General features: G+C 41.6%; 24 protein-coding genes. 14 read left to right on the top strand and 10 right to left on the bottom strand.

Annotated features, from left to right (window positions below):
* Positions 1–31 precede the first annotated feature (31 nt).
* The 5 genes from ACQY4U_RS13740 to ACQY4U_RS13720 all read left to right on the top strand — a co-directional run bounded on the left by ACQY4U_RS13740 (position 32) and on the right by ACQY4U_RS13720 (position 6,578).
* Positions 32–610, top strand: a complete 579-nt coding sequence (locus ACQY4U_RS13740) for a helix-turn-helix domain-containing protein (protein ID WP_428330011.1) — start codon at positions 32–34, stop codon at positions 608–610.
* Between the two features lie 159 nt (positions 611–769).
* Complete coding sequence (locus ACQY4U_RS13735) at positions 770–1,456, top strand: HAD-IA family hydrolase (RefSeq protein WP_428330010.1); 687 nt, start codon at positions 770–772, stop codon at positions 1,454–1,456.
* A 2-nt stretch (positions 1,457–1,458) separates the two neighbouring features.
* Positions 1,459–2,790 carry a DUF5690 family protein gene (locus ACQY4U_RS13730; RefSeq protein WP_428330009.1) on the top strand — a complete coding sequence of 444 codons (1,332 nt, stop codon included), beginning with the start codon at positions 1,459–1,461 and terminating at the stop codon, positions 2,788–2,790.
* Entirely contained in the window at positions 2,787–3,929 is a 1,143-nt protein-coding gene (locus ACQY4U_RS13725; protein ID WP_428330008.1) for a TIGR03364 family FAD-dependent oxidoreductase, read from the top strand. Before ACQY4U_RS13730 ends, ACQY4U_RS13725 begins: the two co-directional genes overlap by 4 nt.
* Before the next feature lie 114 nt (positions 3,930–4,043).
* Positions 4,044–6,578 carry a phosphocholine-specific phospholipase C gene (locus ACQY4U_RS13720; protein ID WP_428330007.1) on the top strand — a complete coding sequence of 845 codons (2,535 nt, stop codon included), beginning with the start codon at positions 4,044–4,046 and terminating at the stop codon, positions 6,576–6,578.
* 63 nt (positions 6,579–6,641) lie between these two features.
* Here the strand turns inward: ACQY4U_RS13720 and ACQY4U_RS13715 are convergent, their stop codons facing one another.
* A complete protein-coding gene (locus tag ACQY4U_RS13715) occupies positions 6,642–7,079 on the bottom strand; it encodes a DinB family protein (RefSeq protein WP_428330006.1) in 438 nt (145 codons plus the stop codon).
* Positions 7,080–7,235: 156 nt separating this feature from the next.
* Here ACQY4U_RS13715 and ACQY4U_RS13710 point away from each other — a divergent pair, with 156 nt between their 5' ends.
* Positions 7,236–8,921, top strand: a complete 1,686-nt coding sequence (locus tag ACQY4U_RS13710) for an ABC transporter permease (protein WP_428330005.1) — start codon at positions 7,236–7,238, stop codon at positions 8,919–8,921.
* Positions 8,918–9,643 (top strand): ABC transporter permease, encoded by a 726-nt coding sequence (locus tag ACQY4U_RS13705; protein WP_428330004.1) that lies wholly within the window; start codon positions 8,918–8,920, stop codon positions 9,641–9,643. Before ACQY4U_RS13710 ends, ACQY4U_RS13705 begins: the two co-directional genes overlap by 4 nt.
* A gap of 46 nt (positions 9,644–9,689) precedes the next feature.
* On the opposite strand, the gene ACQY4U_RS13700 is transcribed toward ACQY4U_RS13705, so the two are convergent.
* A complete protein-coding gene (locus ACQY4U_RS13700; RefSeq protein WP_428330003.1) occupies positions 9,690–10,934 on the bottom strand; it encodes a serpin family protein in 1,245 nt (414 codons plus the stop codon).
* A gap of 137 nt (positions 10,935–11,071) precedes the next feature.
* Positions 11,072–12,739 carry an ArnT family glycosyltransferase gene (locus ACQY4U_RS13695; protein WP_428330002.1) on the bottom strand — a complete coding sequence of 556 codons (1,668 nt, stop codon included), beginning with the start codon at positions 12,737–12,739 and terminating at the stop codon, positions 11,072–11,074.
* 153 nt (positions 12,740–12,892) lie between these two features.
* Between ACQY4U_RS13695 and ACQY4U_RS13690 the strand changes: the two genes are divergently transcribed.
* From ACQY4U_RS13690 to trxA, 3 genes are all read left to right on the top strand, one after another.
* Complete coding sequence (locus tag ACQY4U_RS13690; protein WP_428330001.1) at positions 12,893–13,789, top strand: MBL fold metallo-hydrolase; 897 nt, start codon at positions 12,893–12,895, stop codon at positions 13,787–13,789.
* Between the two features lie 82 nt (positions 13,790–13,871).
* A complete protein-coding gene (locus ACQY4U_RS13685) occupies positions 13,872–14,756 on the top strand; it encodes an alpha/beta hydrolase (protein WP_428330000.1) in 885 nt (294 codons plus the stop codon).
* 93 nt (positions 14,757–14,849) lie between these two features.
* Entirely contained in the window at positions 14,850–15,146 is a 297-nt protein-coding gene (gene trxA, locus ACQY4U_RS13680) for a thioredoxin (protein ID WP_428329999.1), read from the top strand.
* Positions 15,147–15,169: 23 nt separating this feature from the next.
* On the opposite strand, the gene ACQY4U_RS13675 is transcribed toward trxA, so the two are convergent.
* The 3 genes from ACQY4U_RS13675 to ACQY4U_RS13665 all read right to left on the bottom strand — a co-directional run bounded on the left by ACQY4U_RS13675 (position 15,170) and on the right by ACQY4U_RS13665 (position 16,461).
* On the bottom strand, positions 15,170–15,385 hold the full coding sequence (locus ACQY4U_RS13675) for a hypothetical protein (RefSeq protein WP_428329998.1): 216 nt from the start codon (positions 15,383–15,385) through the stop codon (positions 15,170–15,172).
* A gap of 87 nt (positions 15,386–15,472) precedes the next feature.
* Positions 15,473–15,880, bottom strand: a complete 408-nt coding sequence (locus tag ACQY4U_RS13670) for a hypothetical protein (RefSeq protein WP_428329997.1) — start codon at positions 15,878–15,880, stop codon at positions 15,473–15,475.
* A gap of 11 nt (positions 15,881–15,891) precedes the next feature.
* Positions 15,892–16,461 (bottom strand): RNA polymerase sigma factor, encoded by a 570-nt coding sequence (locus ACQY4U_RS13665; protein ID WP_428329996.1) that lies wholly within the window; start codon positions 16,459–16,461, stop codon positions 15,892–15,894.
* A 186-nt stretch (positions 16,462–16,647) separates the two neighbouring features.
* Here ACQY4U_RS13665 and ACQY4U_RS13660 point away from each other — a divergent pair, with 186 nt between their 5' ends.
* Both ACQY4U_RS13660 and ACQY4U_RS13655 read left to right on the top strand, forming a co-directional pair.
* Positions 16,648–17,571: a hypothetical protein gene (locus ACQY4U_RS13660; protein ID WP_428329995.1), complete on the top strand. Its 924-nt coding sequence runs from the start codon at positions 16,648–16,650 to the stop codon at positions 17,569–17,571.
* A 71-nt stretch (positions 17,572–17,642) separates the two neighbouring features.
* A complete protein-coding gene (locus ACQY4U_RS13655; RefSeq protein ID WP_428329994.1) occupies positions 17,643–17,984 on the top strand; it encodes a TfoX/Sxy family protein in 342 nt (113 codons plus the stop codon).
* Between the two features lie 14 nt (positions 17,985–17,998).
* Here ACQY4U_RS13655 and ACQY4U_RS13650 read toward each other — a convergent pair whose 3' ends face one another.
* A complete protein-coding gene (locus ACQY4U_RS13650; protein WP_428329993.1) occupies positions 17,999–18,490 on the bottom strand; it encodes a hypothetical protein in 492 nt (163 codons plus the stop codon).
* A 785-nt stretch (positions 18,491–19,275) separates the two neighbouring features.
* Between ACQY4U_RS13650 and ACQY4U_RS13645 the strand changes: the two genes are divergently transcribed.
* The gene (locus tag ACQY4U_RS13645) at positions 19,276–19,788 is read left to right on the top strand and encodes a hypothetical protein (protein ID WP_428329992.1); all 513 of its coding nucleotides are present in this window, start codon (positions 19,276–19,278) and stop codon (positions 19,786–19,788) included.
* Positions 19,789–19,867: 79 nt separating this feature from the next.
* Here ACQY4U_RS13645 and ACQY4U_RS13640 read toward each other — a convergent pair whose 3' ends face one another.
* Both ACQY4U_RS13640 and ACQY4U_RS13635 read right to left on the bottom strand, forming a co-directional pair.
* On the bottom strand, positions 19,868–20,980 hold the full coding sequence (locus ACQY4U_RS13640) for a DUF3810 domain-containing protein (RefSeq protein WP_428329991.1): 1,113 nt from the start codon (positions 20,978–20,980) through the stop codon (positions 19,868–19,870).
* Between the two features lie 148 nt (positions 20,981–21,128).
* On the bottom strand, positions 21,129–21,656 hold the full coding sequence (locus ACQY4U_RS13635; RefSeq protein WP_428329990.1) for a DUF2911 domain-containing protein: 528 nt from the start codon (positions 21,654–21,656) through the stop codon (positions 21,129–21,131).
* 315 nt (positions 21,657–21,971) lie between these two features.
* Between ACQY4U_RS13635 and ACQY4U_RS13630 the strand changes: the two genes are divergently transcribed.
* Positions 21,972–23,624, top strand: a complete 1,653-nt coding sequence (locus ACQY4U_RS13630) for an ArnT family glycosyltransferase (RefSeq protein ID WP_428329989.1) — start codon at positions 21,972–21,974, stop codon at positions 23,622–23,624.
* 5 nt (positions 23,625–23,629) lie between these two features.
* Here the strand turns inward: ACQY4U_RS13630 and ACQY4U_RS13625 are convergent, their stop codons facing one another.
* Complete coding sequence (locus ACQY4U_RS13625) at positions 23,630–26,065, bottom strand: MG2 domain-containing protein (RefSeq protein ID WP_428329988.1); 2,436 nt, start codon at positions 26,063–26,065, stop codon at positions 23,630–23,632.
* Positions 26,066–26,070 lie beyond the last annotated feature (5 nt).

Raw genomic sequence — 26,070 nt, 5'->3', positions numbered from 1 at the left:
TTACTTTGCGCCCTAAATTAATTATCATTTAATGGAAGAGGATATCCTGATCCAGATCAGCAATAGAATTAAAGAACGCCGCCGCGAAAAAAACATTACCGTACAGGAGCTTGCCGTAAGGGCCAATGTGAGCAAAGGCCTAATATCGCAGATTGAGAACAGCCGCACCATCCCCTCATTAATGGTATTGATAGATATTATCAAAGCCCTTGAGATTGACCTTAACGAATTTTTTAAGGACATCCGATCAAAAACTGCCGAACTGCCCATATTGGTTAAACGCAAAAGCGAATACCAGCATTTTGAAAAAGAACATGCCATTGGTTTTCACTACCAGCGTATATTTACACAGGCTGTTAACCCAAGCACTATTGATATAGTTATATTGGAGTTAGAACCCAATGCCTCCCGCCCCTTAGTTGAAACCGATGCCTTTGAATATAAATACATATTAGCCGGCGAAGTAGAGTACCAGTTTAACGAAGATAAGATCAGGCTAAGCCAGGGAGATTCCATGTTATTTGATGGCCGCATCCCCCACACCCCAAAAAACCTGAGTACTACCACCGCAATTATGCTGGTGATCTACTTTTTTGAAGAAAAAAAATAGCTTAGGCATTGATTCATTTGCTATTAGGTTATTTATCCTCTTAATGGCTATGACAACTTAATGATCCTTGATCAAACAACTTAATCATAAATTAATATTAATTTAGTTTGATATTAATAAACAAAGTTTAGTATTGCTCAACATTCATTAGTTAACAATATGTCTATAAAATTAGTAGTATTCGATATAGCCGGCACCACGGTTAAGGACGATCATGACGTAAGCAAAGCTTTTCAGGCTGCATTATTAAAATCAAATTATGAGGTTCCGTTGGAACTTATCAACCCTTTAATGGGTTATGAGAAAAATTTAGCCATTAGGCAGATACTGCGCCTGCATGAGCATAACGATGCCAAAATAACTACCGAACTGGTAACCAAAATACATCACGAATTTGTTGAGCAGATGATAAACCATTATGCCACTGCTCCCGGCATTGAGCCGTTGCCAAATGTTGAGGAAACATTTGCCGCATTACGTACGCAAGGCATACAGGTGGGTATTAACACGGGCTTTTCAAAAGATATTGCCGATACCATTGTTAAGCGTTTACACTGGTTTGAAAAAGGCTTAATAAATCACCTGGTAGGATCTGACGAGGTTGAGCTGGGCCGCCCGCACCCGTTCATGATCCAGAAGATGATGCTGGATGGTAACATTGAACGCCCAAGAGAAGTAGCTAAAGTTGGCGATACCGAGGTTGATGTACGCGAAGGGCAAAATGCAGGTTGTAAATATGTTATTGGTATTACCACAGGTATATTTACCCGCCAGGAACTTGAAACATACAACCCTACACACATAATTGACGATATAGCACAGGTAATTGATATTATAAACAAGTAGCCATGAAAGCAATGGACAACCTGCGTGCTAAAGTTGCCCGATGGCCTTATGCATTGCTGTCGGTAACTGCGGCTGTTGCTTCGTTTGGTGCCTATACTTGTATGTATGCTTTCCGTAAGGCTTTTGCCGCCGGGACATTTACCGGGCAGCAATATTTCCATGTTGATTATAAGGTTTGGCTGGTTATAGCGCAAATAATTGGTTATACCCTAAGCAAATTTTACGGTATCCGTTTTATTGCCGAAATAAAAGGTAACAAACGCGGCATTACTATTTTAATGCTGATAGGCATTGCATGGCTGGCCCTTTTAGGCTTTGCCGTTGTACCTGCGCCATATAATATTATATTTTTATTTATTAACGGTTTCCCCTTAGGGTTAATATGGGGATTGGTTTTTAGCTACCTTGAAGGCCGCCGCTCCACTGAGTTTATGGCAGCGGTATTATCCATCAGTTTAATATTTGCATCGGGATTTGTAAAAACCATAGGCCGGACGCTTTTACACATACTGCCTATTAGCGATTTCCAGATGCCTTTTTTAACCGGGGCGGTATTTGTAATTCCACTGGTATTATTTGTTTTCTTTTTAGAATTAGTGCCCCCGCCAACTGCCGAAGACATAAAGCTGCGTACTAAACGTACCACCATGAATGCCACCGAACGCAAGCAATTTTTGCAGCGCTTTTTACCCGGCATAATTTTAACCCTTATTATTTATGTGCTGCTTACCGTTATGCGGGATGTACGTGACAATTTTGAGGTAGAGATATGGGCCAGCCTTGGGGTAAAAAGCAGCATGATCTATACCAGCACCGATACCAAAATATCGGTAATTGTACTCATCGTGATCAGCTTACTGATATTGGTACGCAAAAATTTAAGGGCCTTTAGCATTATCCATATAATGATCATAGGTGGCTGTGTATTAATAGGCGCATCAACCATCCTGTTCAGTTTAAAAATGATTAACCCAACCACCTGGATGACAATGGCAGGCCTGGGCCTATATTTAGGGTATGTGCCTTACAATGCCATATTTTTTGAGCGGATGATTGCTACCTTCCATTACAAAAGTAATGTTGGCTTTTTAATTTACGTGGCCGATTCATTAGGCTATTTAGGCAGCGTAGGCTTACTAATGGTAAAAGAATTTGGCCGCCCTAATATAAGCTGGGGGCAATTTTTTAAAGAGGGTGTGGTTTTTGTAGCTATAATTGGCGGTGTTTGTGCCCTATTATCGCTCTTTTACTTTTTACAAAAAGCCCGCAAAAAAGATGAAACTGAACAGCCGCAAAGCGAAAGCGGCAATCAATTAAACATACAACCTGCATGAAATCTTCATCAGCAAAAAAGAGTGCAATAATAATTGGTGCCGGTATAGTTGGCCTTGCAACAGCAAGGGCGCTGGCATTGCGTGGTTATAAAGTAACCATATTTGAACGTAACGAACGTGCCGTTGGCGCATCCATCCGTAATTTTGGAATGATATGGCCCATTGGGCAGGCAACAGGCCCGCTTTTTGAGAGGGCCATGCTATCACGCAGCATCTGGAAAGAAATTTGCCTGGAGGCAAACATCTGGCATAACGAAGTTGGCTCACTGCATTTGGCTTATCACGATGATGAGCTACAGGTAATCAACGAATATGTTGAGGTTAACCGGAAATACCGCGATTGTGGATTACTGAGCCCTGAACAGGCTTTACAAAAATCGCCGGCTGTTAATCCTGATGGGTTAAAGGGTGCGTTGTGGAGCGGTGAAGAAATGATTGTAGAATCGAGGGTTGCGGTTGGGCAGGTGGCCAACTACCTGGCAGAAAAGTATGGTGTTGAGTTTTACTGGAACACGGCAATCAGTCAAATTAATTACCCTAAAGTAACAGCAGGCAACCGCAGTTGGGAAGCCGATGAGATTTTTGTTTGCAGCGGGGCTGATTTTGAAACCCTGTACCCCGACCTGTTTTTAGAAACACAAATAACCAAATGCAAACTGCAAATGATGCGCCTGGTGAGCCAGCCTGATGAATGGCGGATAGGCCCATCGTTATGCGGTGGTTTATCTATGATCCATTACCCGGGTTTCCAGGCAGCAGCCTCGTTACCTGCCTTGCGCAAACGTTATGAGGAACAATATGCCGAATACCTGAAATGGGGCATCCATGTTATGGTATCGCAAAACGGCAGCGGCGAATTAACTATCGGTGATTCGCACGAATATGGGTTGGTGCATGACCCTTTCGATAAGTCGTTTATTAATGATATGATAACTTCTTACTTACAAACATTTGCCAACTTTAAGGATTGGAAAATGCTGCAGTCATGGCATGGTATATACCCAAAAATGACCAATGGCGCTACCGAGCTTATAGTTGATATTGCACCCGGTGTAACCGTTATAAACGGCGTTGGCGGTAACGGGATGACTTTATCATTTGGCTTATGTGAAGAATATATAGGGAAAAGGGTTGGATAATATCCGGCCTTTTAACTAAAAAATAAATCAGCGTATATTTACTATAATGCTTTGGGGCATTAACTATTGCAGTTATAAAAAGGAATAACAATCTGCAATAAAACTTTATAAAACATGGATACCAGAAGAGATTTTATAAAAAAAGCAGCCTTATTAACCGGTGCAGCAGGTGTAGCCAACTTTTTGCCTGCATCTATTCAAAAGGCAATGGCTATAAACCCGGCGCCGGGAAGTACTTTTATGGATGCCGAGCATGTGGTGATCCTGATGCAGGAAAACCGGTCATTTGACCATTGTTTTGGAATGCTTAAAGGCGTCAGGGGGTATAATGATCCCCGGGCCATTGATCTGCCCAATAAAAATAAGGTTTGGCTGCAATCAAATGCTAAGGGCGAAACCTACGCGCCTTTCCGACTGGATATAAAAAATACCAAAGCTACCTGGATGCATTCCTTACCACACTCGTGGCGCAACCAGGTAAACGCCCGTAACGAAGGCAGATTTGATAAATGGCTGGATAACAAGCGCAACAGCATTAAGGAGTATGCCAGCATGCCTTTAACCTTAGGCTACCATACCCGCGAGGATATTCCTTTTTATTATGCCCTTGCCGATTCATTTACAATTTGCGATCAAAACTTTTGCTCGGCTTTAACCGGCACCAACCCTAACCGTTTATATTATTGGAGCGGCACCATCCGCGAAGAGCAAAATGAAGATGCACGGGCCCATGTTTGGAACGAGGATATGGATTATGGCACCCTTAAATGGACCACTTTCCCTGAACGCCTGGAAGATAACGGCATCAGCTGGAAATGTTACCAGAACGAGGTTGCCATTGATACTGGTTTTGAAGGCGAAGAAGATCCCTGGTTATCAAACTTTCAGGATAACCCATTAGAGTTTTTTGCACAGTACAATATCCATTTGCACGAACCGCATATCATCGCTATGGAAAAACGGTCTGCCGAGCTTCCGGCTAAGATTGATGAACTGCAAAAACAAATTGCTGCCTTACCGGCTGATGATGCGCACAACAGTCACCTTAAAAAGCAACTGAAAGAAATGCAAGGTTACCTTGCTGATGTTAACAAAGAACGTGAAACCTATACATCAGGCATGTTTGATAAACTATCAGACAAAGAAAAAAGCCTGCATAAAAAAGCATTTGACACCAACAGGAACGACCCGCATTTCCGTACGCTGGAAAGCTTGAAATATAACGATGATGGTACCGAGCGTGAACTTTTAGTACCAAAGGGAGATGTACTGCACCAGTTTAGGGATGATGTAAAGAATGGTAAGCTGCCCACAGTATCGTGGGTTACCGCTCCCGAAAACTTTTCTGATCATCCTACCGCTGCATGGTTTGGCGCCTGGTATGTATCCGAAGTGATGGATATACTTACCCAAAACCCCGAGGTTTGGAAAAAAACCATTTTTATTTTAGCCTACGACGAAAACGATGGTTATTTTGACCACGTACCGCCATTTACTGCGCCACACTCGCATAAAACAGGTACCGGCAAGGTATCTGATGGGATTGATACCCGGGTTGAGTTTGTAACCTTAGAGCAGGAACTTGCCCGCAAGGATTTTCCTGAAAGATATAATAAGGAAAGCGCCATTGGTTTGGGTTATCGCGTTCCGCTTATAATTGCATCACCGTGGAGCAAGGGCGGCTGGGTAAACTCCGAAGTATTTGACCATACCTCAACCCTGCAATTCCTTGAAACTTTTTTAAATAAAAAAACAGGTAAAAACATAAAGGAAACCAACATCAGCGATTGGCGCCGTACCGTTTGTGGTGATCTGACTTCGGTATTTCGCCCGTATAATGGCGAACAGATTCCACAACCTGAATTTGTGCCGAAAAAAGAATTTGTTGAAAGCATTCACAAAGCAAAATTCAAAAAGCTGCCTGATGCTTATAAGCTGCTTACTGCTGATGAAATAGCGCAGGCCAACCAAACGCCGCATTTATCGCCATACCTGCCTAAGCAGGAAAAAGGCATTAAACCTTCATCGGCCTTGCCTTATGAACTATTTGTTGATGGCGAATTGAGTACCGATAAAAGATCATTCGGCATTAGGTTTACGGCTGCCGATAAGGTGTTTGGGGAAAAGGCATCAGGCTCGCCGTTTAATGTTTATGCACCGGGCAAATACCTGAATGAGGATGTGCGTACCTGGGCATACACAGCAAAAGCTGGTGATACCCTGGCAGACGAATGGCCTTTACATGAGTTTGAGAATGATAACTACCACCTGCGTGTTTATGGCCCTAACGGGTTTTTCCGCGAGTTTAAGGGTAATGCTGCCGATCCTGCTTTATCTGTTGCCTGTAATTACCAGCATAGCTTAACCGATAGCAAAAAACTTACCGGGAACATTGAGCTGCAACTGCATAACCTGAGCAACGGCCAGCATATAGTTGAAATTACCGATCATGCTTATAAAACCAATAACCATAAGCTAACGCTTAAGCCAGCGGTAAAATCAAACCTGGCATTAAACTTAGCCAATAGCCACGGCTGGTACGATTTCAGCATAAAAGTAAGCGGTGCCAATAGTTTTGAAAAACGCTATGCAGGCCGTGTTGAAACAGGCAGACCAAGCTACAGCGACCCATACATGGGCATGGTATAAAAAAGAACAACAGATTGTTATTGCTGCCCACCAGCAATAACAATCTGTTTATCAAAAAAATCCCTATTCTAAAATCCGCCTTAAATAGTTTACCTGCCCCAGGTGATAATTTAGATGCCCGTAAAAATAGGTAAGGTAAAAGGCAATGCTTCTTTGCCCAATAATTTCAAGCGGGTATAATGCTTTTAGCTGCTGCTCATCTAATTTTGGCAAAACGGTTTTAAGCATGTCAATTACCGTTTCAATGGCAACAATCAGCTTATCGCGCGGTACATCGCTTAATGCAAACTCCTGCACTCTGTCGCGCACGTAGCCTGTATTGCCTATCAGGGTACCAATATTATAGCTTATACTGCCAACCAGGTGCAGCACCAAAGTACCTGCGCTGTTGCTTACACCTTCGGGTTTATGCCAGATATTTTCTTCGTCCTTAAAATTCCTTATTTCGTCCTTTAGTTTTAAAAGGTCACGTTCAAAAAGTTCGGTCAAGTGCTGTTCCATACTTTATGGTTTTTATCGGGACTGCAATTTAAGGATAAATGAATGATTGTACGAGTTAATCGTCCATTGTTAAATTACGTTAAAAACTGTTAAGGCTGTCTGTCATACTGTTTTATATACTTAATTTTAAATTATATAACCTCTAACACAACCTTTATGCTGAAAAATTACTTTATTGTAGCCTGGCGAAGTCTTTGGAAAAACAAAGTATTTTCACTCATCAATATTTTAGGCCTTTCGGCAGGCATTGCCTTTACCCTGCTCACCGGGGCTTATATCTGGGGCGAATTACAGGTAAACCACGATCTTAAAGATGCAGATAACCAATACATTATTCAAAGTAAATGGAAAGACCCAAACATGGGGCCTGCTTTTACTACCATTGCACAACTGCCAAAAACATTAAAGGAACTATATCCAAATCTGGTAGCCAATTATTACCATTGGGATGGCGTTACCTCTAATGTATCAAAGGGTGATAAGCATTTTCGCGAAACTATTCAGATTGGGGATACTACCCTGCTTAGCATGTATGGCTTTGCCTTATTACATGGCGATGCTGAAAAAGCGCTCCTTGATCCGTTTTCGGCAGTGATAACTGAAAAGCTGGCCAATAAATATTTTGGCAGCACCGATGTTATTGGCCAAACACTTACTGTTGAAAGCTTTATGGGTCTAAAGCATGCATTTACTATATCGGGCGTATTGAAAAACATGACGCGCAATTCGGTAACCCATATTAACGATTATAACAAAACTGATATTTTTTTAACTGCCAAAGCCGCTGTTTTTTTAGGCCGGTCGTTAGAGGGATGGAATAACAATACCTTAGTTGGTTATATCGAACTTAAAAAAGGGGTTACCCCGAAGGATCTGGAACAGCCCATGCGGCATTTAATCAAAGAAAATGCCTCCCGGCAGGTCAGCGATAATCTTACCCCTCTACTGCTACCCCTAAAAACATACTATATAGATGCCAATGATGGCTTGGTGAAAAAGATGCTTTACACACTCTCTTTTATCTCCCTGTTTATCCTGCTGATGGCGATCATTAACTTTGTAAATATCTGTATCGGCAGGTCATCATCCCGTATGAAGGAGATGGGCATCCGCAAGGTTTTAGGTGGAATGAAGAAACAGCTGATGTGGCAGTTTTTAACAGAATCAACCGTTTTGGTAACGCTGGCAACTATATTGGCCATGGTAATTTATGTTTTAGGGCGGCAGTATTTTGGCGATGTATTGGGTAAGGATATCATGAGCCTGTTCGCTTTTCCGTGGTATTTATATTTTGTACCGGTATTATTTGCGCTTTTTGTTGGCTTGCTGGCAGGCATTTACCCGGCCTTGGTGCTATCATCCCTAAAATCGGTCGACTCACTAAAGGGTAAGTTAAGTTCGGTAAAAGAAAGTGTGCTTTTCCGTAAAATATTAGTTGGCTTTCAGTTTGGTACGGCAGCATTGGTTTTTATTGTAGCCATCATTATTTCGCAGCAGGTAGCCTTGTTTTTTAATGGCGACCTTGGTTTTAAAAAGGATTATGTTGTTTATGCCGAAATACCGCGCGACTGGACAGAGAAAGGCGTGAAAAAGGCAGAAGATATCCGTTACCAGCTGGCGCAATTGCCACAGGTAAGCAGCGTATCCTTATCATGGGAGATTCCCGACGGCGGCAGCGGGGGTTCAATGGCGCTTTACAGGCAGGGCACCGATCCTAAAAAAGCAATAACAACTGATGGTATTGCTACAGATAACCAGTATGCCGCAACCTATAGCATCCGCTTAAAGCAGGTGAGTTTTTTACCCCACAGTATACACCCGGCGATTCATCAAAAATTGTGATCAATGAAGCGGCATCAAAAGCACTTGGGTGGCGCAACCCTAAAGATGCAATTGGCCAGTTGGTAAACGTTCCGGGCTCAACCTCGCCCATGACCATTAGTGGCGTGGTAGCCGATTTTCATTTGGGCTCTATGCAGTGGAATATTAACCCGCTTAGTATTATCAACGTGAACTTTACGCATTATTACCGTAGTTTTTCTATCAAGCTAAAACCTGGTAATATGCAAGCAAGCTTAGCAGCACTGCAAAAACAATGGAGCCTATCCTTCCCCGATGTACCTTTCGAATATCATTTTATTGATGATGCCTTAGCAAAACTCTACGCTACAGAACTGCAATTAAAAAAGGCATCGTACATGGCAACAGTATTGGCAATAACTATTGTGCTACTGGGTGTATTGGGTTTAATATCGCTGAGCGTTCAAAAACGCACCCGCGAAATTGGGATCCGCAAGGTGTTAGGGGCATCAGTAGCCGGTATTATCAACTTGTTTGTTAAAGAGTTTTTGAGCGTTGTATGGATAGCCGGATTGGTGGCCTGCCCGGTGGCTTATCTTATTATGCACAACTGGCTTAAGGGCTATGCATACCGCATCAGTATTACTTCGCTGCCTTTTATTGCCTCGGTATTGCTGCTTACAGTGTTAACGATTTCGCTGATTGCGCTGCAAACTATTAAAGCAGCACTAAGTAAACCGGTTAAGAGTTTGCGTACAGAGTAGCCTTTTAAATTTATCTATCACAGAGTAAATTATGGTGAGTAATTAATTAATCGCCTGCCAATAAAGGGTTATTTACCCGGCCAGTAAACAGGATAAGACCGCTGCTTTTTTCGCGGATAGCAAATATAAAAGGATGATCAATTACCGCATTAGGTTGCGCAGTTGCCGTTGCAATTATTGATACAGAGGTTACAGCCGCAGCTGTTGTGCCATCCTCATTAACCTCAACAACAGCTTTATGCTGCACCTTGCTTATTTGCAGGTGCGCCGTCGCATTAATTAAAGAAAAGTCGGCATTGTCAGAGAATGCATTGCCCATACCCAAATCGCTCAGTGCATTATTGAGCAAAATACTATAGCCAAATTTAAACTTCGGCATTTTAAACTGGCCGTTAAACTGCTCCATGCTGGCCGTCAAGGCAGCCCACTTATCGGGGGTTAAACCACTTATTACCGTATTTAATGAGGTAGTACTTTTTATTGGCATCACTATAACCATGCTGAACCTGCTATTAACATACGGCAGTTCAAACACGGCTACCGTACCATCGGTACTGTAATTAAAGTTAACGGTACCATTCATAAAACTGGCCTGTACGGTACTGTTATCGCCCAGGTAAAAACTATCAAGGCGGGTATTGGCTATGTTGAACTTCATGTTCCAGCTACTTTTAAAGTAAATGGCGTTAATTAGGTACATCATATCGTTTGGTACAAGCTGATCAACAATGGTTGGTATTTTACCTTTGGTAGCACTGCTTACCCAATTATTAATGGTATTTACTGATGCCGGGCTGTTAAAATCAAGCGCCTGTACCTTTGCATTGTAGTAGCTGGTGTTGGTTTGTAAAAATTGGGGCAGCACGCTAAAATCCTGCCTGTACCAAATGGAGTTGGCTATGCTTAAAGTTGTATTTGCCGGATCGAGCTGTGGAAGCTGGGTAATAATTTTATTGTAATAGCTGTTTACCTGTGCCTGGGTAAAGGCGGTGAAATCCATCGCGTTCCTGATGGCATCAAGCGTGGCACCGCTGCTGCCATTACTGGTCATGCCGATGGCAAAGCTTACACTTAGCGGCGACGCAAAAAGATTTACCCCGGCGGTGTTTGCGCTATCCAGTTTTCTGAAAAGTTTCAGGGAAAACACATTGTCTGCTGTTACTTTTTGCTGTTCTTCGGCAGTAAGTACCAGGCTCTTACCCTTATCCGGAACTACACTGCTCTTATTGCAGGAAGCGAAGGCAGTTAGCAAAAAACTTAAAATCAACAGCGGAGTTTTGTGTTTTTCCATAAACATGAGATCAATCAACTAATTTATTTTCACCTGGTTAATAGCATTACGCAGGCATTTATTAAAACGATACACATGTTCATAAAATATTGAAAAATAAACCCACTACTGTATCTATCAGCAAAATCAAAGCACTATCAATGCACCTCAACAACTACCGCAGTACTCAACTCCTGATCCCTCGTTTTTTGATTGATGAACGACGGGCTTAGCCTTGTTACCCAATAGCGCTGAAAGGTTTTAAGCGTTTGTGTATGCCAGCCTTTAGATTCTAAACTTTTTAAATCATCGGCCCCAGCATACATTAAAAATGGCCTGGCAGGTAACGAGCCTTTACCTCCCAAACTTACAGTAGTTAATGGCTTATTGATATAAAACTCAAATGGCGCGGTATTATCATCACCAAGTTCCGCTACCGGCAGATTTTTTGGATTATGGGTATTGATCCAAACAGCGGCTTCGCTGGTAGCCTGGTATTGCATCAGCGATGGATAAAATGCCAGGTTTAAATAAATATTAACGATAAAAGATACCAATGCCGTGCGGAAAGCAATTTTTTGAAACCCGTTTTGAGCAGCTACGCCCGGCAAAACAATCAGCAATAAAAATAGGAGGATGAGTGTTACTATGGTGTATAAGCTTAATACCGCCGGTCTGAAATAGTATTGTAAAGCACTAATCAATACCAGTAACAGAACGATAACTACTGTTTGGGTGATACCTATTCCCCGGATCGTTTTTTCGGTGGTGATATAGTAAAGGTACTGCGCTGTTATAATTGCAAAAAACGGGAATACGATGTTTAAATAATGCGGCAGTTGAAACTTTGATGCCGAAAATAGCAGGAAGGTGAGCAACGCCGCGCTAATGCAATACCACTCTTTGCCCTGTGGATATTTTATTCCCTTTTTTATCAATTGAAAAACAGCTGCAAACATCAGGAGCGACCAGGGTAAAAATGCCCATAAAGCAGTATGCACAAAAAAGAAAGGATCGCCTCCGCCCTTAATAGGGCCCGTATTAAAAAAACGGCCAAACTGGCTATCCCAAAAAAAGAATTTAATGCCCGATACATTGGTTTGCCCATAGATCACCTTTTCGGGATGCAGATCAAACTGCTGGTACAGGCACCATAATTCGGGTAGTATAAAGATGAGTATTAATACAATAGCCGCTAACCAGCGGATGTTAAATAACTGTTTCCACTGCCTGGTAATGACTAACTGACCAACAATTGCCCCGCCGATGGGTACAACGGCAAACATCCCTTTAGTCATGATAGCGCAGGCGGTAAAAATGCAGCCCCATAGCAATTGCCAGTTACTGTTATTTATTTTTGCTTTATAAAGATGATAAACTGCCGCTATAATTAACCCTGTTAAATAAGGCTCGGCCCGTACATCGTTATTTGACAGGACGATATGCTGCGCGGTTAATAATATAAGCACGCTCCACAAGGCAATTTGTTTATTGTAAAGGCTTTTGGCAAACAAGTAAGTGTACCCCGCCCCCATCATCAAAAATAAAATACCGGGCAGCTTATAGGCCCAGGTAGTAAAGCCTAATATTCTAAAAGAGATTGCAGTTATCCAAAACGGAAAGTGGGGTTTATCCAGCCAATCGGTACCGTGGTAAAACAGCTGTACAAAATCATTACGCTGCACCATTGTTTTGGCAATCAGCGCATACAAGGCGCCATCGGGGCCGGTAATGGGGATAAACAGTGCGCTAAAGTTTATTAAAACAGCTATCCCTATAAAAAGGTAAAGCCATTTGTTGAGTATAGCGGTTTGTTTCCTGTTCATTGTAGATGTGCTAAAGGTAAACACATTTTGGGATTTAAAGGTTTATTGAAGATTAGGATATTTTAATACAAAGGCAACCTATATGTTACAATTACCGTGATTACCAACAAATTCATAACTTAGTATTTAACAAACCAATCAAACAATCTACCTATGGAACGTCGTCAATTTTTAAGGAACACTGCGCTTACGGCAGGCTCGCTTGCGCTGCTGGGAAATAAAAGCTTTGCTGCATTATTAACCGATCCGGCTTATCAGTTTAAACCTTTGCGCAACAACGTGGGCATGTTTGCCGAACAAGGCGGCACCATTGCCTGGATGATAAACAAGGAAGGCATTGTGGTAGTTGATGCAGAATTTCCGGACCCGGCAACCCATTTGATCGCGGAGCTAAAAAAACAATCAGACCTGCCTTTTGAATGGCTGATCAATACCCATCACCATGGCGACCATACCAGCGGCAATATCTCCTTTAAAGGGATTGTTAAAAATGTGGCCGCGCACCAAAATTCGCTCATCAACCAAAAAACAGTTGCCCAAAAAAATAATAATGAAGATAAGCAGCTTTACCCCGATACTACCTTTGCTGATAACTGGAAAATAAAAGTTGGTGACGAGCATATTACCGCGCATTACTTTGGCCGGGGCCATACTAATGGCGATGCTATGATCCATTTTGAAAATGCCAACATTGTACACACCGGCGATTTGGTTTTTAACCGCCGCTACCCTTTTGTTGATAACAGCGCGGGTGCATCCGTTAAGCACTGGCCATTAGCCCTGGAACAGGCCCGTAAAAAGTTTGATAAAAATACGCTTTTTGTTTTCGGCCATGCTTTTGATCCGCAAAAGGTTACCGGTACTATGGATGATGTGATTGCCATGCAAAACTTCATGGAAAAACTGGAAGACTATGTAGCCGGCGGCATAAAAGCAGGTAAAACCAAAGATGAGCTGCTACAGGCAACCTCCATACCGGGTATAACCGAATGGCAGGGCGATGGCATACAACGCGGCATTACCGCTGCTTATGAAGAACTTACTACATAAAAACAAATTATAGATGGACATATAATGGTTTATAACGATTTAAATTTATCCTATCTTTAAATTGTTATAAACCTCACCCATAATGTACAAATACTTAAAAGCATTTATAGGCCTTTTGCTGCTGCCTGCGGCTTTATGGGCACAAACCGGGTCAACGGTTATCCCATTATGGGCCAAAGGCGCGCCGGGGTTTGAGAGCCGCCGCAACGAACCCGAACAGGCTAAAGAGTATTGGGTGAAAAATATCCATAACCCATCCCTTACCGTTTTTTTTCCCGCTAAAGATAAAGCGAATGGTACGGCTGTAGTAGTTTGCCCTGGTGGCGGGCACCGTTTATTGGTTTATACTGCCGAGGGGATTGATCCGGCTAAGTTTTTAAATAGTTTGGGTATTACTGTATTTGTATTGAAATACCGTTTGGGGCGCGATACCTTATCGCCCTATAAAATTGAGGTACATGCCCGCGAGGATGGTTTACGCGCTATGCGCCTGGTGCGCAGTCGGGCCGTCGAATTTGGTATAGATCCTAACCGGGTAGGTTTGATGGGATTTTCGGCAGGTGGCGAGGTGGTTGATATGGTAACCTTTGGCCCCAATAATGAGCAGCCCGATGCTGCCGACCCTATTGACCGTTTGAGTGCCAAACCTAACTTTATGATCCAGATATATCCGGGGCCGCTGTATATACCTGATGTTATACCTGCCGATGCACCACCTGCATTTTTGCTGGCGGCTAATGATGATCCCTGCTGTTCTATTTCGGTAATGAAACTGCTGCAACGTTACCGCGATGCCAAGGTGCCTGTTGAGGCCCATTTATTTACGCAGGGTGCGCATGGCTTCAATATGGGCCAGCGATCAAAGTTAAGATCTATAAATACATGGCCGCAGCGCCTGGCCGACTGGCTGGAGGATAACAACATAATGCAGTCCATCAGCGGCGTTAGGCCAAAAGTAATGCATTAAACCCTGCACCCATTGTGTACTGCTTGTAATTTTAAATAACTGGTAAACCATATTTGTCTTAAAAGCGTTAACTTGTTATAAAGCTAAATAGTTATGGCAAATTTTAAAGATATAATAGCATCAGAGATACCAGTGCTGGTTGATTTTTCGGCAGAGTGGTGCGGGCCATGTAAAATGATGCCGCCCATATTGAAACAGGTAAAAGATGTCTTTGGCGATAAGGTGACTATTATTAAGATAGATATTGATAAAAATCCATCGGCAGCCAGTGCTTACCATGTACAAAGTGTACCCACGCTGATGATATTTAAAAACAGCGAAACCAAATGGAGGCAAAGTGGTGTTTTGCAGGCTGCACAACTACAGCAGATCATACAGCAATATGTGTAATAAGAGGATTTACTGAATTGATCCTAATATTCTAATTCGCGACAATCATATCCCGCTGTTTGCAGCAGGGATTCGATATACCGTGGCGAGATATTGACCGATTCTATCCTTAAAATATTATCGCAATCTTCCAGGTCAAAATTCCAGTCTGTTATAGCCGGGTCAGCAACCAGCAGGGGGCGTATTTCGGTAACCTGTTCAGGTTTTTCAACACTTGTGGTAAATATCAGTACATCCATTTTTTTCCAGTCTTAAATAGGTGTTTTTTAGGCTAAGTACCGGATCAAATTCAGATTGATCCAGTACTGTTTGACTTCCAATTAAAATTACTCGGCGGCTTTTTCAGCTTCGGGTTTTGGATTATCCCAATAGCTTTCAAACTTATCGCGCCCATGCCTGCCCCATCCGCGTGGGTTACACATGTTATCTTTCATGCGGGCTTTAAACATTTCTTTTTCTTCGGGGCTCATATGTTTAAAGCGCTCTTCCATTTTGCGGCGCATCCAGGGTGCACCGCCACCCATCCTATGGCCTCCGCCTTTACCAAAGCCAAACAATATTTTGCATAAAACAAATATGCCAATGGCCTGCCAAAAGGTTATAGCGCCAACATGTATTATGGCGGGCAATAATGCATTCCACAAGTTCATCACCACAAAACCGGTAAGGGCCATAAAGGCCACCGCTGCCAGCGGAATTAATATGAATCTGCCTCTATAAAATCTTCTTCTCATTTCTTTAATTTTTAATATTCTGTAATTTCCTCATACAATTGTTTAAGCCGTTTGCGCAGGTGCAGCACGGCATACCGCTTGCGCGATACCAGGGTTTGTACCTTTACGCCGGTAGTATCGGCAATCTCAGCAAATGAAATATCTTCCAGTTCGTTCCAGATAAATACCTGCCGTTGTACTTCGGGCAGTTCATCCAGCGCCAAAAACAGTTGTTCCCAAAAAAGATTGCGGATATATTCCGTTTCCGGGGTTTTAGCCTCCGTCATCAGGATGGCTTTAAAGTCCGGCGCTTCATCGTCATCCGTATCCGGCAGCATATCATCCAGCAAGGTTTCGGTATGCTTTTTATGTTTATCCAGTATTTTATTACGGGCCACCTTATAAAGCCATGCACCGGTTTGTTCAATAGGCTCTGAATTTATTACGGAGCTAAACTGGTACCATACATCCTGCAGAATGTCTTCGGCATCGGCATCATTATTTACCCTGCGCCTGATAAAGCCCAACAAATTTTTACCATACGCACCAATGGCTTGTATGATAGTGTTGTTTTTTTCTTCGGGCATTATGGCTGTTATCAATGTATTAGTTGTTTAAATATAAAGACGATTATGAAATGAATACATTTTAAATTTTTTTACTTTTTTATCAGCAGCCTTAAAATGGCTGCTTATTTAATGTATTGGGCTAATTGTGCCCAGCATTCTTTTATTTATTGATCCATATCAGGTTGATTAGCTTAAATTGCACCAGCACTATTTTTATAAATGATACCCAACATAAACCGGATTAACTATTATAACATACTGGCTATGCTTGCGGCATCATGCCTGGCTTTGTTTATTCCTTTTGAGCTGGTGCTGTTATCATACGCTATACTTGGCCCGGCCCATTATTTAACCGAAATTTCCTGGCTTAAAGGCAAGCAGTTCTTCACCCTAAAAAAGTACGATCTGCTGCTTATTTTAGCCGTGGTAATTATATCACTGCTACTTAAACTACCTTATGCCAATGTTATTTTTTATGCCTTTGGCCTGTCGTTTATATTATTAACGATAAAAAGTTCGGTTGGCAGGCTGCTCGCTTTTATAGTTTTGGTTGCTGCCGGCTACTTTTTGCTTACACATAACCTGCTGCGTACAATTTTTGGCCTTTATGTGCCTACACTTATCCACGTTTATATTTTTACCGGTGCCTTTTTATTGTTTGGAGCGTTAAAAGACCGTAATGTTTCAGGCTACCTGGCTTTTTCAATTTTTTTACTTTGCCCTGTTTTATTATGCCTGCTGTTTACTGATCTACATAACCAACCCAGCGACTGGGCCGTTAGCAATTACAAACATTTTGCAAGCCTTAATACCACTACGCTGCGCAATCAAAACATAAATATTTATACCAACCAGGCCAGCGTTATATTAACCCGGTTAATAGCCTTTGCCTACACCTACCATTATATAAACTGGTTTACTAAAACAAGGGTAATTAACTGGCACCGTATTACGGTTACCAGGGCTGCTGTTATTGGCCTGATATGGATAGCATCAGTAACTTTATACTTTTTTAATTACCGCTTAGGCATTAAATGGCTGTTTATACTTAGCCTGGCACATGTAATATTGGAGTTCCCGCTTAATCACCGTAGTTTTATTGGGATTGGGAAGGAGTTACGGACGAAGATAACCGGGGCATAGCGGGAAACTGAAACACTTTTTATATTTACCGTATCGCCATTTAATATTAAATTAATTAATCATGAACGCCAATGGCCTACAATACCAAACTTGCCGACAAAATAAGAGAAGCATTAGTACACCTGCCTGATGTAGAAGAAAAAGAAATGTTTAGAGGGGTATGTTTTATGGTTGGTGGGAAAATGTGTATTTGCGTTAGCGGCGATGAAATACTGGGCCGCATAGGCGCCGAAGCAGTTGAAACAGCAATTGAGCAAAATGGGGTGCGCCAGATGATAAATAATGGCCGGGTGATGAAAGATTATGTTTTTGTTGGCGAAGAAGCCTATTTACACAAAAGGGACTTTGATAACTGGATAAAGTTAGCGCTGGATTTTAATCCGCAGGCTAAGGCATCTAAAAAAAAGAAGTAAAGTTTAGTAGGTTGTTATTCTAAACCTAAATATTCCTTTTGTTTAATTTCAACCAGGCCAGCAGTTTGATCGCGGCGCAGGTAAATGCTTACGTGGTAAAAATTATTATCAAACAGGTAAATATTGTTAGCATCGTCTGCCCCGCGAAATTTAAGATCCAAACCATAGCGTTTTGCCTGGCTTATCATGTTAATGATGTTCTGCACATCGGTTGAATTATAATTAACCGTACGCAATACCGTACCATCATAAAGTTTGGTGTAAGCACCTACAGTAATTTTTTCGGTGTTGGGTTTAGCGCCTATATTTTTAAAATATTCCAGTTCCTGGCCGTTAACCGTTTCCATATAATCCTGCCTGAACATGTTGCCTTGCTTAAGGTTATCATAAACCTCCCTGTTGCTAAGGCTTGTAAAATAAACCAGATCATTAAACTTTACGCTTTGCCCGTACATGGTTAAGCTGCACAAAAGCAACAAAGGCAAAAAGAGCAGGTATTTATTCATCAGCGTACAGGTTTGGTAACTATATTTTAATGGCACTTATTATCGCTGTGCAACTTTCAAATATACTTTTTTTAAATATTAATTCAAGTTTCGGTTTTACAGGTATTGGGCTATGTAAATCATTATTTATTACAGCCAACAATAACCATAATATATTCTTCAATATACATGCCAGCTTAACTTTGTATTAATTTAAGGCCGGATTGAACCATAAACACCATTTTTAAATTATCGATGCCTTAATTCGGGCATCAATTTCCACAACAGCACAAAATTCATTTCCCGATATAACATATACTTTTTATAAGCCCAATAACGATCTGTTTGTCATAATAATAGCAGTTTTGCTAAATATTCAGAACCGAAAGGGCCTTTATTATACAATATTTAGAATTAGTGTTAATTTTACAGTTCTAAATAATATATATAAATTTTATCCGTTCGCTATACGTTACCCCCTGTTATAGTTGAATGGCATAATTGGGGTACAGCCTTTGTTAAGGGTGACATTACAATTGAATTTTTATCGTACTGGCCTGAAAACCAGCAATAAATAAAGAGCTTGGATGATGATTAAACATGTTATCTGAGATTTAGTTGATCAACGTTATTTGAGAAATGATGTTGTGTGCGTTCCGGGGTGAGATACGGAACGCATTTTTTTGTCCTTATTTTTTGTGACCCCTTTTTATTTGTCAGCTTACTGCCACTATCCTTCCCAAAAAAAAATAAAAGAAACATTTTTGCCACAAATTGTATTATCCTAATACTAAAACCAAAAAATTATGAAGTATGCATTTGTAATAGGCTCAAACGCCTTTATTGTTCCCCGCAACTCAATAAACTACGGCGATAATGGAAAACATTTTTTAAGAGTAAATGCTATTTACCATGATATTCCGGGATCTGAAAATTCGCATCTGGAAATAGATCTTGACATAAAAGATACCGATGGCACAGCAATTGTGATACTGGCCAATAAGCCTGTAACCGGCGCTCCATATACAATTAAACAAGAACGCGACAGCATAAAAGTATTGCGGATTGACGGATCAACCGTTATTAATGTGCACCAGTTAGATGAAGATTCGGCTATGAGCCTTGAGCATAATATAACTGCCGAACTGGAAGTACAATCGCCGGTTGTAGTTATACGTATCACCGGCGAATTTATAGTTGACGGCCTGCATATAAGAGCCGAAAACGAGAAGCTGTTTATTAATAACAATGGCTATGCTACATCGGCAATGGTTGGGCACGATGGCTTAAGATTTACATCAGAAGGTGTAGTGCTTTAATAGGATTTTATTTTCTGCAGACCATAATCAATAGCAGATCGAAGCACCGATTTTGTTTTGATAAACTATTGATTATAGCCTACGGACCAGTAAGCGGCATACCATCAGCCAGCTTTTGCTTGTAAAGAGCCATAACCAGTAATACCATTCTGTTGTAGGTTTCAATGCCCTGGGGCTGGTTATTGGCTTTCAAAAATTTATCATAAAAAACACCGGTTATCACATCAATTTTGCTTTGGTACAAACGCCAGTAAGCACGCTCCAAAACAAAATCATTGTGCACTGCTTTTGATACCCTTGGCTTTAGCGCTTTATTGGCGCTGCTATCCCGGTAGCGCATGGCATGCATAAACTCATCAACTGCTAAATGATAGGCAGAGTAGCGCAGCAGCCTGTCGTGTGAGCCTATCCCCGCTAAAAAACCTGCAAAGTTAGCCTCATCCTCGGCACCGTAGCCCATCTGGTGCGACATTTCGTGGCAGGCCACCAACGGCCTATCAAAAACCGGCATCTGGTAATTGATCTGCGCCTCGCTGGTAAAAGGGTTATAATAACCCGATGTGCCGATATAATTAAGCAACGGTGTTAATAGGGATGGTTTAATACCCGGGCTATAGGTGCGGAAGTTAACCGAATCGGCAGATAATTTAGTGACAGCCTGAACAGCTGTTTGGTATATAGCGCCGTTACCCTGCGCCAGATCAGCTGATGTAACACGGGCGCGGCAGGCATTGGCGCTATCAATAAGCATAGTGGTTACGGCAGTAAGATCGGCAGTGCTGTAGGTAGTATCGCGCAGGTTTAACCTTGCTCCGGCTGATGGCCTGAAATAGTTCATCCCCCAAAAAAAGTAAAATATAAATATGCCTGCCTGCACGCCAATAACTATACCCATTAAAAGTATGCCTGCCCGGATAAACTCCTTTTTGAAGGCAAGTTTTATCAACCTGAAAAATGAATAAACCAGCCAGCCTATCACAAACAGGTACAAAATATCGCCAACGCTAAAAGGAAAAATATTTAAAACGGGGTGCAGTATATGGCATATAACAGGGTACAAACCTTCGGAGTAATAGCGCTCAACAAATGCCGGGTAGCCTGCTATAATGCTCAGCAATAAAATGGCAACTGCCAGTGCTGCAATGACAATTGCTTTTACTTTTAACTGCTTTTTTTGTGGTGTATTTAACATAGGCCATGTAAATATAATACTTATGCATTGGCCATAAAACTATCCTTATATAATAGCCTGATAGTCTACATTTTTAAAGATATTAAGTATCCAAACAAAAAAAGCCTCCCGGTTACCCGGAAGGCTTTGATTTATGTGATGTTGCAGTTTATTTAACTAAAACCGGAACGCTTGTTTTATCCCAGTTCATGCTGAAGCCGCTTTTTGTGATCTTGTAAACTAATCTTTCGGTCAGTTTCACCTTTTTAGGCGTAACCATTACGCGTAACTGATCTTGTGCCTGGTCATATTTAAACGCACCCCATTGTACGGCAGTTTTGTTAAAAATAACGGTCCATTTACCGGTTGCAACCGGGATAACAAAAAATGCATAGCTGCCTGCCGGTAAAGGTTGCCCTTCAACAGTAATATCTTTATCGGTAGTAAAAATAGTAGCCTCGTTTGCACCGGCGCGGTATACCTTGCCATAAGGCTCAAGTCCGCCGAATATTTTACGGCCTTTTACTGATGGGCTGCCATACCAAATTTTAATATGGGCACCTTTAATAACACCGCTAACGCTATCGCGCGGGCTGGGTATTGGGCCGCTTGCTTTCTTTTGTGCCATCGCTACTGACGAGATTAAAAAAGCACATAAAAAAAACGATAATAATTTAATTTGAAATGATGTTTTCATGATGTATTTATTGGTTATAATTTATGGTTTAAAGGTAACCTGAAATTTGGATACACACGCAAAAATATTTTGTTAGTGAACGTATAATTCATAAAACAAAAGCAATACTATAACGTTTTAATAATCAGAATCATATTGCAGTTAGGAATAGACCGAAAGGTTAAACAATTGTTGTGATTTTTGGCCCTATGCCCTACAAGGCATGGGGTTTTTATTTATACCTGTAAGGCTGTTGCCTAAAAGCCGCCAATATTTAGTAGCATAAGTTATATTTGCTCTTATATTTATAAAGACAAACGGCCGCACCTATACTAAATGAAGGATACGAATAAAACATTATACCTTTTACTTTTTGTATTGGCGCTCGCCGTTAATTTTGCGGGGATAAACGTAAAGTTTTTTACCGACGACCCCGGGCTTTATGCTTCCATAGCCAAAAACCTGCTTTATAAAAAAGACCTTTTTAACCTTTTTACTTATAATACCGACTGGCTTGATAAACCACACCTGCCATTTTGGGCAGCCTTGCTCAGCTTTAAGCTATTTGGTATAAGTGTATGGGCCTATCGCTTGCCTGCGTTAATCTGTTTTGCTATCAGCCTGCTGTATACCTGGCTTTTTACGCGCCGATATTACGGTTGGGAAACTGCAGCCACGGCTGTATTAATTACCATGACGGCATTGAACATTTTGCTGTCAAACACTGATGTGAGGGCCGAGCCTTACCTGATGGCTTTTATAATGGGTAGCATTTATCATATTGCCCGGCTTGAAGAACGCTATTCACTTACCGACCTTTTGCTGGCAGCCTTATTAACCGCCTTTGCCATCATGACCAAAGGAATATTTGTTATTGCAGCCATATACGGTGCGTTATTGGGGCAGCTGCTGTTTCAAAAAAAGTTTAAAAGTATTTTCCAGCTAAAGTGGATGGTGCTATTCGGGCTTACCTTTATATTCATCCTGCCGGAGTTTTATGCATTGTACATTCAGTTTGACCTGCACCCCGAAAAAACAGTTTTTGATACTAACCATGTCTCGGGCATTAAATGGTTTTTGTGGGATAGCCAGTTTGGCCGTTTTGTAAACAGCGGGCCTATTAACCGCCAGGCATCGGGCAGCATATTTTTTTACTTGCATACCTTATTATGGGCCTTTGCACCCTGGTGTTTGCTATTTTATTATGCCATTTTTAAAAACATTAAAGCCCTTATCCGCCGCAGTAAATTAAAAGAATATTATGCTTTTAGCGGCGGCTTGTTTTTACTGCTGCTATTTTCACTTTCGGGGTTTCAGCTGCCTTTTTATACCAATGCAGTATTCCCACTGTTTGCGGTTATTACAGCGCCCTTTTGCCTGGAACAGCTAAGCAGGGCTGGTAGCAAATTCAGAGTAATAGCGCTATGGATATTTGCTGTACTTTTGTTTGTTGCGGTAATAATGATCAATAATTTATTAGCCCCTGTAAATAAGGTATTTTTTATTGCAGACTGTATTTGCTTCGCGCTGCTTATTTTGCTCATCTTAATAAAGATTAAGGAAGGCCATAAAAAGGCCTTCTTTATATGCTCCACTTCGGCATTGTTTGTTGGCTTTTATTTGAACACCGTTTTTTATAAGGAGATAGTATCCTACCGGGGGCAGATTACAGCTGCTGCCTATATTAACCAAAAGCCGTTTAACAAGGTGCACGTGTACAGCTTAAAGGCCGAGAACAACATCTTCCAGTTTTATTGCAAAAGGCCAGTTGACCTTGTACCGATAGCCGATTTCGGGAAGTTTAAACCAAACGGATTGGCTGTATTTTATGCCAGCCAAAAATCATTGGATTATTTATTGCAGAACCATATAGACTTTAGGGTGATACGCTCATTTATAAACTATCCGCAGGAAAACATTTTGCCAAAGTTTATAGATAAAACCACCCGGAACGAAGTGCTTGATCATGTTTACCTGATCAGTAAATAACAATATTACTCCACTTTATAACTGTATACCTGCCGCCCTAAATTGCCTTTGCTATCTATACCCTCAACCACAACGCGGTAGGTGCCGGCATTATCTGTATTAAAATATTCGAACGAGGTATTGCCGTTTTGATCAGTTATCAGGCCTGGGTTCCAATAAACGGTAGTCCGCAAATCTTTTTTAACTGTTTGTTCTTCAGGATGCCCGTACTTTGGCGAATAAAACTCACGCGCTTTGTAAAATCCCCTTACCATAACCGGGAGAACGCCAATTGAGGGAATGTCTTTTGCATCCATGCCTTTACCTTGCTTGGTGGTAATTACAATAACGCCGTTACCACCATCCATACCATAAATACTGGCATTAGCGCCAAATAAAACTTCAACCGTTTCAACATCGTTCGGGTTAACATCATCAATCTTTACTCCTTTTACCCCATCAACAAATACCATTAACGGGCCAAATATAGTTGATACAGGTATTTTACTGTTTCCAATGTGCCGGCCAACAAACTGTATTCCATGTAGCCTTCCGGTTAGTATATCGCTTAACATCCCCCCCTGGTTACCAATATCGGCACTGGTTAAAACCTGGTCGGCGTGCCCGGGGCCATTTAAGCTTGAGGAGCGGTAATTATCCTTAGGTTTTATATCCTTTACCTTAACCTCTTTAAGCATTATGCCCTTTGGCGAACCGTATTTGCTATACTCATTCAATTGCTTTTTGGTATTTTCCAGATAGGCCTGCATCAACTGGTCAACATCCTGACCGTTGTTTTGTGCAGGCGTAACAGCAGGTTCAGTTTCTTTGATATAAACCAATTCGGTTTTGTTTTTTCCCCTTGCGTTTACCGCCTGCAGCATAAACTTACCCGTATCAGCAAACGCAAGATTACTGAACCTGAAACTGCCTTTACTATCGGTAACGGTACTTGCATACGGCCCGCCATGCATTGATATTAATGACACCGTTCCGTTAACTAACTTGCCGCCGAAAGCCCCTTTTGCCAACCCTTCAATTGCTAAACCTTTTTCGGGCTGATAAGCTACAGGCGAATAGGAATTATTTAAAACTTTGGTCCATTCAAAACGGCGGTATCCGTGGGTAAGCATTACCAGGTCAAGGTCGGCTATACTTTTAGCGTTGATATTGGTAAAGTAATAATTGGGCTGCTCAATGTATCCTTTCAGATCGGATGTAAGCAGCAGGTTATTGATAATGGTTAGTTCAGCATTTTCATCAACGGTAACTTTGCTCTCATCAGTCACCGAAACGGAAAAATTCCCCATAGTGGCTGAGTCATCGCGGGTAACTGCACCAAGGTTAATGTGCACCTTTTGGCGTATGGCATAAACTTGTTTATCGCTGTTAAGGCTCAGTTTTAGCTGATCGGGATTTTGTATAAACAAAAGCCGCTCGGCAAGTGGCTCCCCTGTTTCTGAAAATACGGTAACCTTTGTGATGCCTTTATGTAAATGCCGTTTAAGCAAAGCCAGATCAATCAAGGCTGTATCAAGCTTACAGGTAATCGTTGTAACCACACCGCCCGAATAAATGAATAAATACAGCGGTTTGTTATAATGCCTTGTTAGGTAAGCCTTGTTAGTTACAATGCTTATACGGGCTTTATCCAAGCTATCATTACTTATCTTTAGCACCAGCCCTTCATCCCCCGCTTTGGGCATCTCCAAAATATCCTGTTTACCGTTTGGGCAGGTTATTTTTGCCTGGTACGTTTTCCCATATTCGGGTGTTAAATTAAAAAAGCCCATTCCCAAATGCGCCGATGCAAATTCAGCTATTTGTTTGCCGTCGTTATCGACAACTATGCCCTTTAACTCTGTACCCAATCCATTGGCTCCTATCGCTTTAAAAGCAATTTTTGATTGGATGCCTGCAACCAGCCCACCACCTTCGGGAAAAAACTGAACATCGGTCTTTTTATCAGCCACAGGCATTTGCCTTGTGCCACTTTCTGAAATTTTACTATTAAGTATTGACCCTACCGGGATGCTTTGTTCAAAATAGCCTTGATCCTTATCATTCAGCATCCACTGGGTATACGCCCGGATGCGGTAAGTGCCTTTTGGTAATGAATCGGGCAGGGCAAAATCACCGGAGGCTAATCCATTAATTAGCTGGAGTTTTATTGACTGATCTGTATTACTTTTAGTGTTGATAAGGTCCACATGCAATACCCGGCTTATTGACGATGGCACATGCCGTTCGCCCATTACAACATAAGCTTTAAAGTAAATGGTATCGCCGGCTGCATAATAAGGTTTATCAAAATGCAGGTAGCTTTTTTCTAAAGCGTGTGCAGTCGTAAAGGCTTCCAGCTTTGCAATTATATCGCTTACAACAGGGTTACTGACCTGCCCAAAGCCAACTGAACTGCACAAACTTAAAAAGAATGAAAAAATAAAAGCTGACCTTCTCATAAATT

The organism is Mucilaginibacter sp. (assembly GCF_965277465.1).
Classification (GTDB): Bacteria; Bacteroidota; Bacteroidia; order Sphingobacteriales; family Sphingobacteriaceae; genus Mucilaginibacter.
Note: the sequence above shows the minus strand (reverse complement) of the source record. Positions and strands in the feature narration are given on the sequence as shown.

Coding starts and splice junctions, on each gene's coding strand:
- ACQY4U_RS13740 (WP_428330011.1), top strand. CDS start 32: ATGGAAGAGGATATCCTGATCCAGATCAGCAATAGAATTAAAGAACGC.
- ACQY4U_RS13735 (WP_428330010.1), top strand. CDS start 770: ATGTCTATAAAATTAGTAGTATTCGATATAGCCGGCACCACGGTTAAG.
- ACQY4U_RS13730 (WP_428330009.1), top strand. CDS start 1,459: ATGAAAGCAATGGACAACCTGCGTGCTAAAGTTGCCCGATGGCCTTAT.
- ACQY4U_RS13725 (WP_428330008.1), top strand. CDS start 2,787: ATGAAATCTTCATCAGCAAAAAAGAGTGCAATAATAATTGGTGCCGGT.
- ACQY4U_RS13720 (WP_428330007.1), top strand. CDS start 4,044: ATGGATACCAGAAGAGATTTTATAAAAAAAGCAGCCTTATTAACCGGT.
- ACQY4U_RS13715 (WP_428330006.1), bottom strand. CDS start 7,079: ATGGAACAGCACTTGACCGAACTTTTTGAACGTGACCTTTTAAAACTA.
- ACQY4U_RS13710 (WP_428330005.1), top strand. CDS start 7,236: ATGCTGAAAAATTACTTTATTGTAGCCTGGCGAAGTCTTTGGAAAAAC.
- ACQY4U_RS13700 (WP_428330003.1), bottom strand. CDS start 10,934: ATGGAAAAACACAAAACTCCGCTGTTGATTTTAAGTTTTTTGCTAACT.
- ACQY4U_RS13695 (WP_428330002.1), bottom strand. CDS start 12,739: ATGAACAGGAAACAAACCGCTATACTCAACAAATGGCTTTACCTTTTT.
- ACQY4U_RS13690 (WP_428330001.1), top strand. CDS start 12,893: ATGGAACGTCGTCAATTTTTAAGGAACACTGCGCTTACGGCAGGCTCG.
- ACQY4U_RS13685 (WP_428330000.1), top strand. CDS start 13,872: ATGTACAAATACTTAAAAGCATTTATAGGCCTTTTGCTGCTGCCTGCG.
- trxA (WP_428329999.1), top strand. CDS start 14,850: ATGGCAAATTTTAAAGATATAATAGCATCAGAGATACCAGTGCTGGTT.
- ACQY4U_RS13675 (WP_428329998.1), bottom strand. CDS start 15,385: ATGGATGTACTGATATTTACCACAAGTGTTGAAAAACCTGAACAGGTT.
- ACQY4U_RS13670 (WP_428329997.1), bottom strand. CDS start 15,880: ATGAGAAGAAGATTTTATAGAGGCAGATTCATATTAATTCCGCTGGCA.
- ACQY4U_RS13660 (WP_428329995.1), top strand. CDS start 16,648: ATGATACCCAACATAAACCGGATTAACTATTATAACATACTGGCTATG.
- ACQY4U_RS13655 (WP_428329994.1), top strand. CDS start 17,643: ATGGCCTACAATACCAAACTTGCCGACAAAATAAGAGAAGCATTAGTA.
- ACQY4U_RS13650 (WP_428329993.1), bottom strand. CDS start 18,490: ATGAATAAATACCTGCTCTTTTTGCCTTTGTTGCTTTTGTGCAGCTTA.
- ACQY4U_RS13645 (WP_428329992.1), top strand. CDS start 19,276: ATGAAGTATGCATTTGTAATAGGCTCAAACGCCTTTATTGTTCCCCGC.
- ACQY4U_RS13640 (WP_428329991.1), bottom strand. CDS start 20,980: ATGTTAAATACACCACAAAAAAAGCAGTTAAAAGTAAAAGCAATTGTC.
- ACQY4U_RS13635 (WP_428329990.1), bottom strand. CDS start 21,656: ATGAAAACATCATTTCAAATTAAATTATTATCGTTTTTTTTATGTGCT.
- ACQY4U_RS13630 (WP_428329989.1), top strand. CDS start 21,972: ATGAAGGATACGAATAAAACATTATACCTTTTACTTTTTGTATTGGCG.
- ACQY4U_RS13625 (WP_428329988.1), bottom strand. CDS start 26,065: ATGAGAAGGTCAGCTTTTATTTTTTCATTCTTTTTAAGTTTGTGCAGT.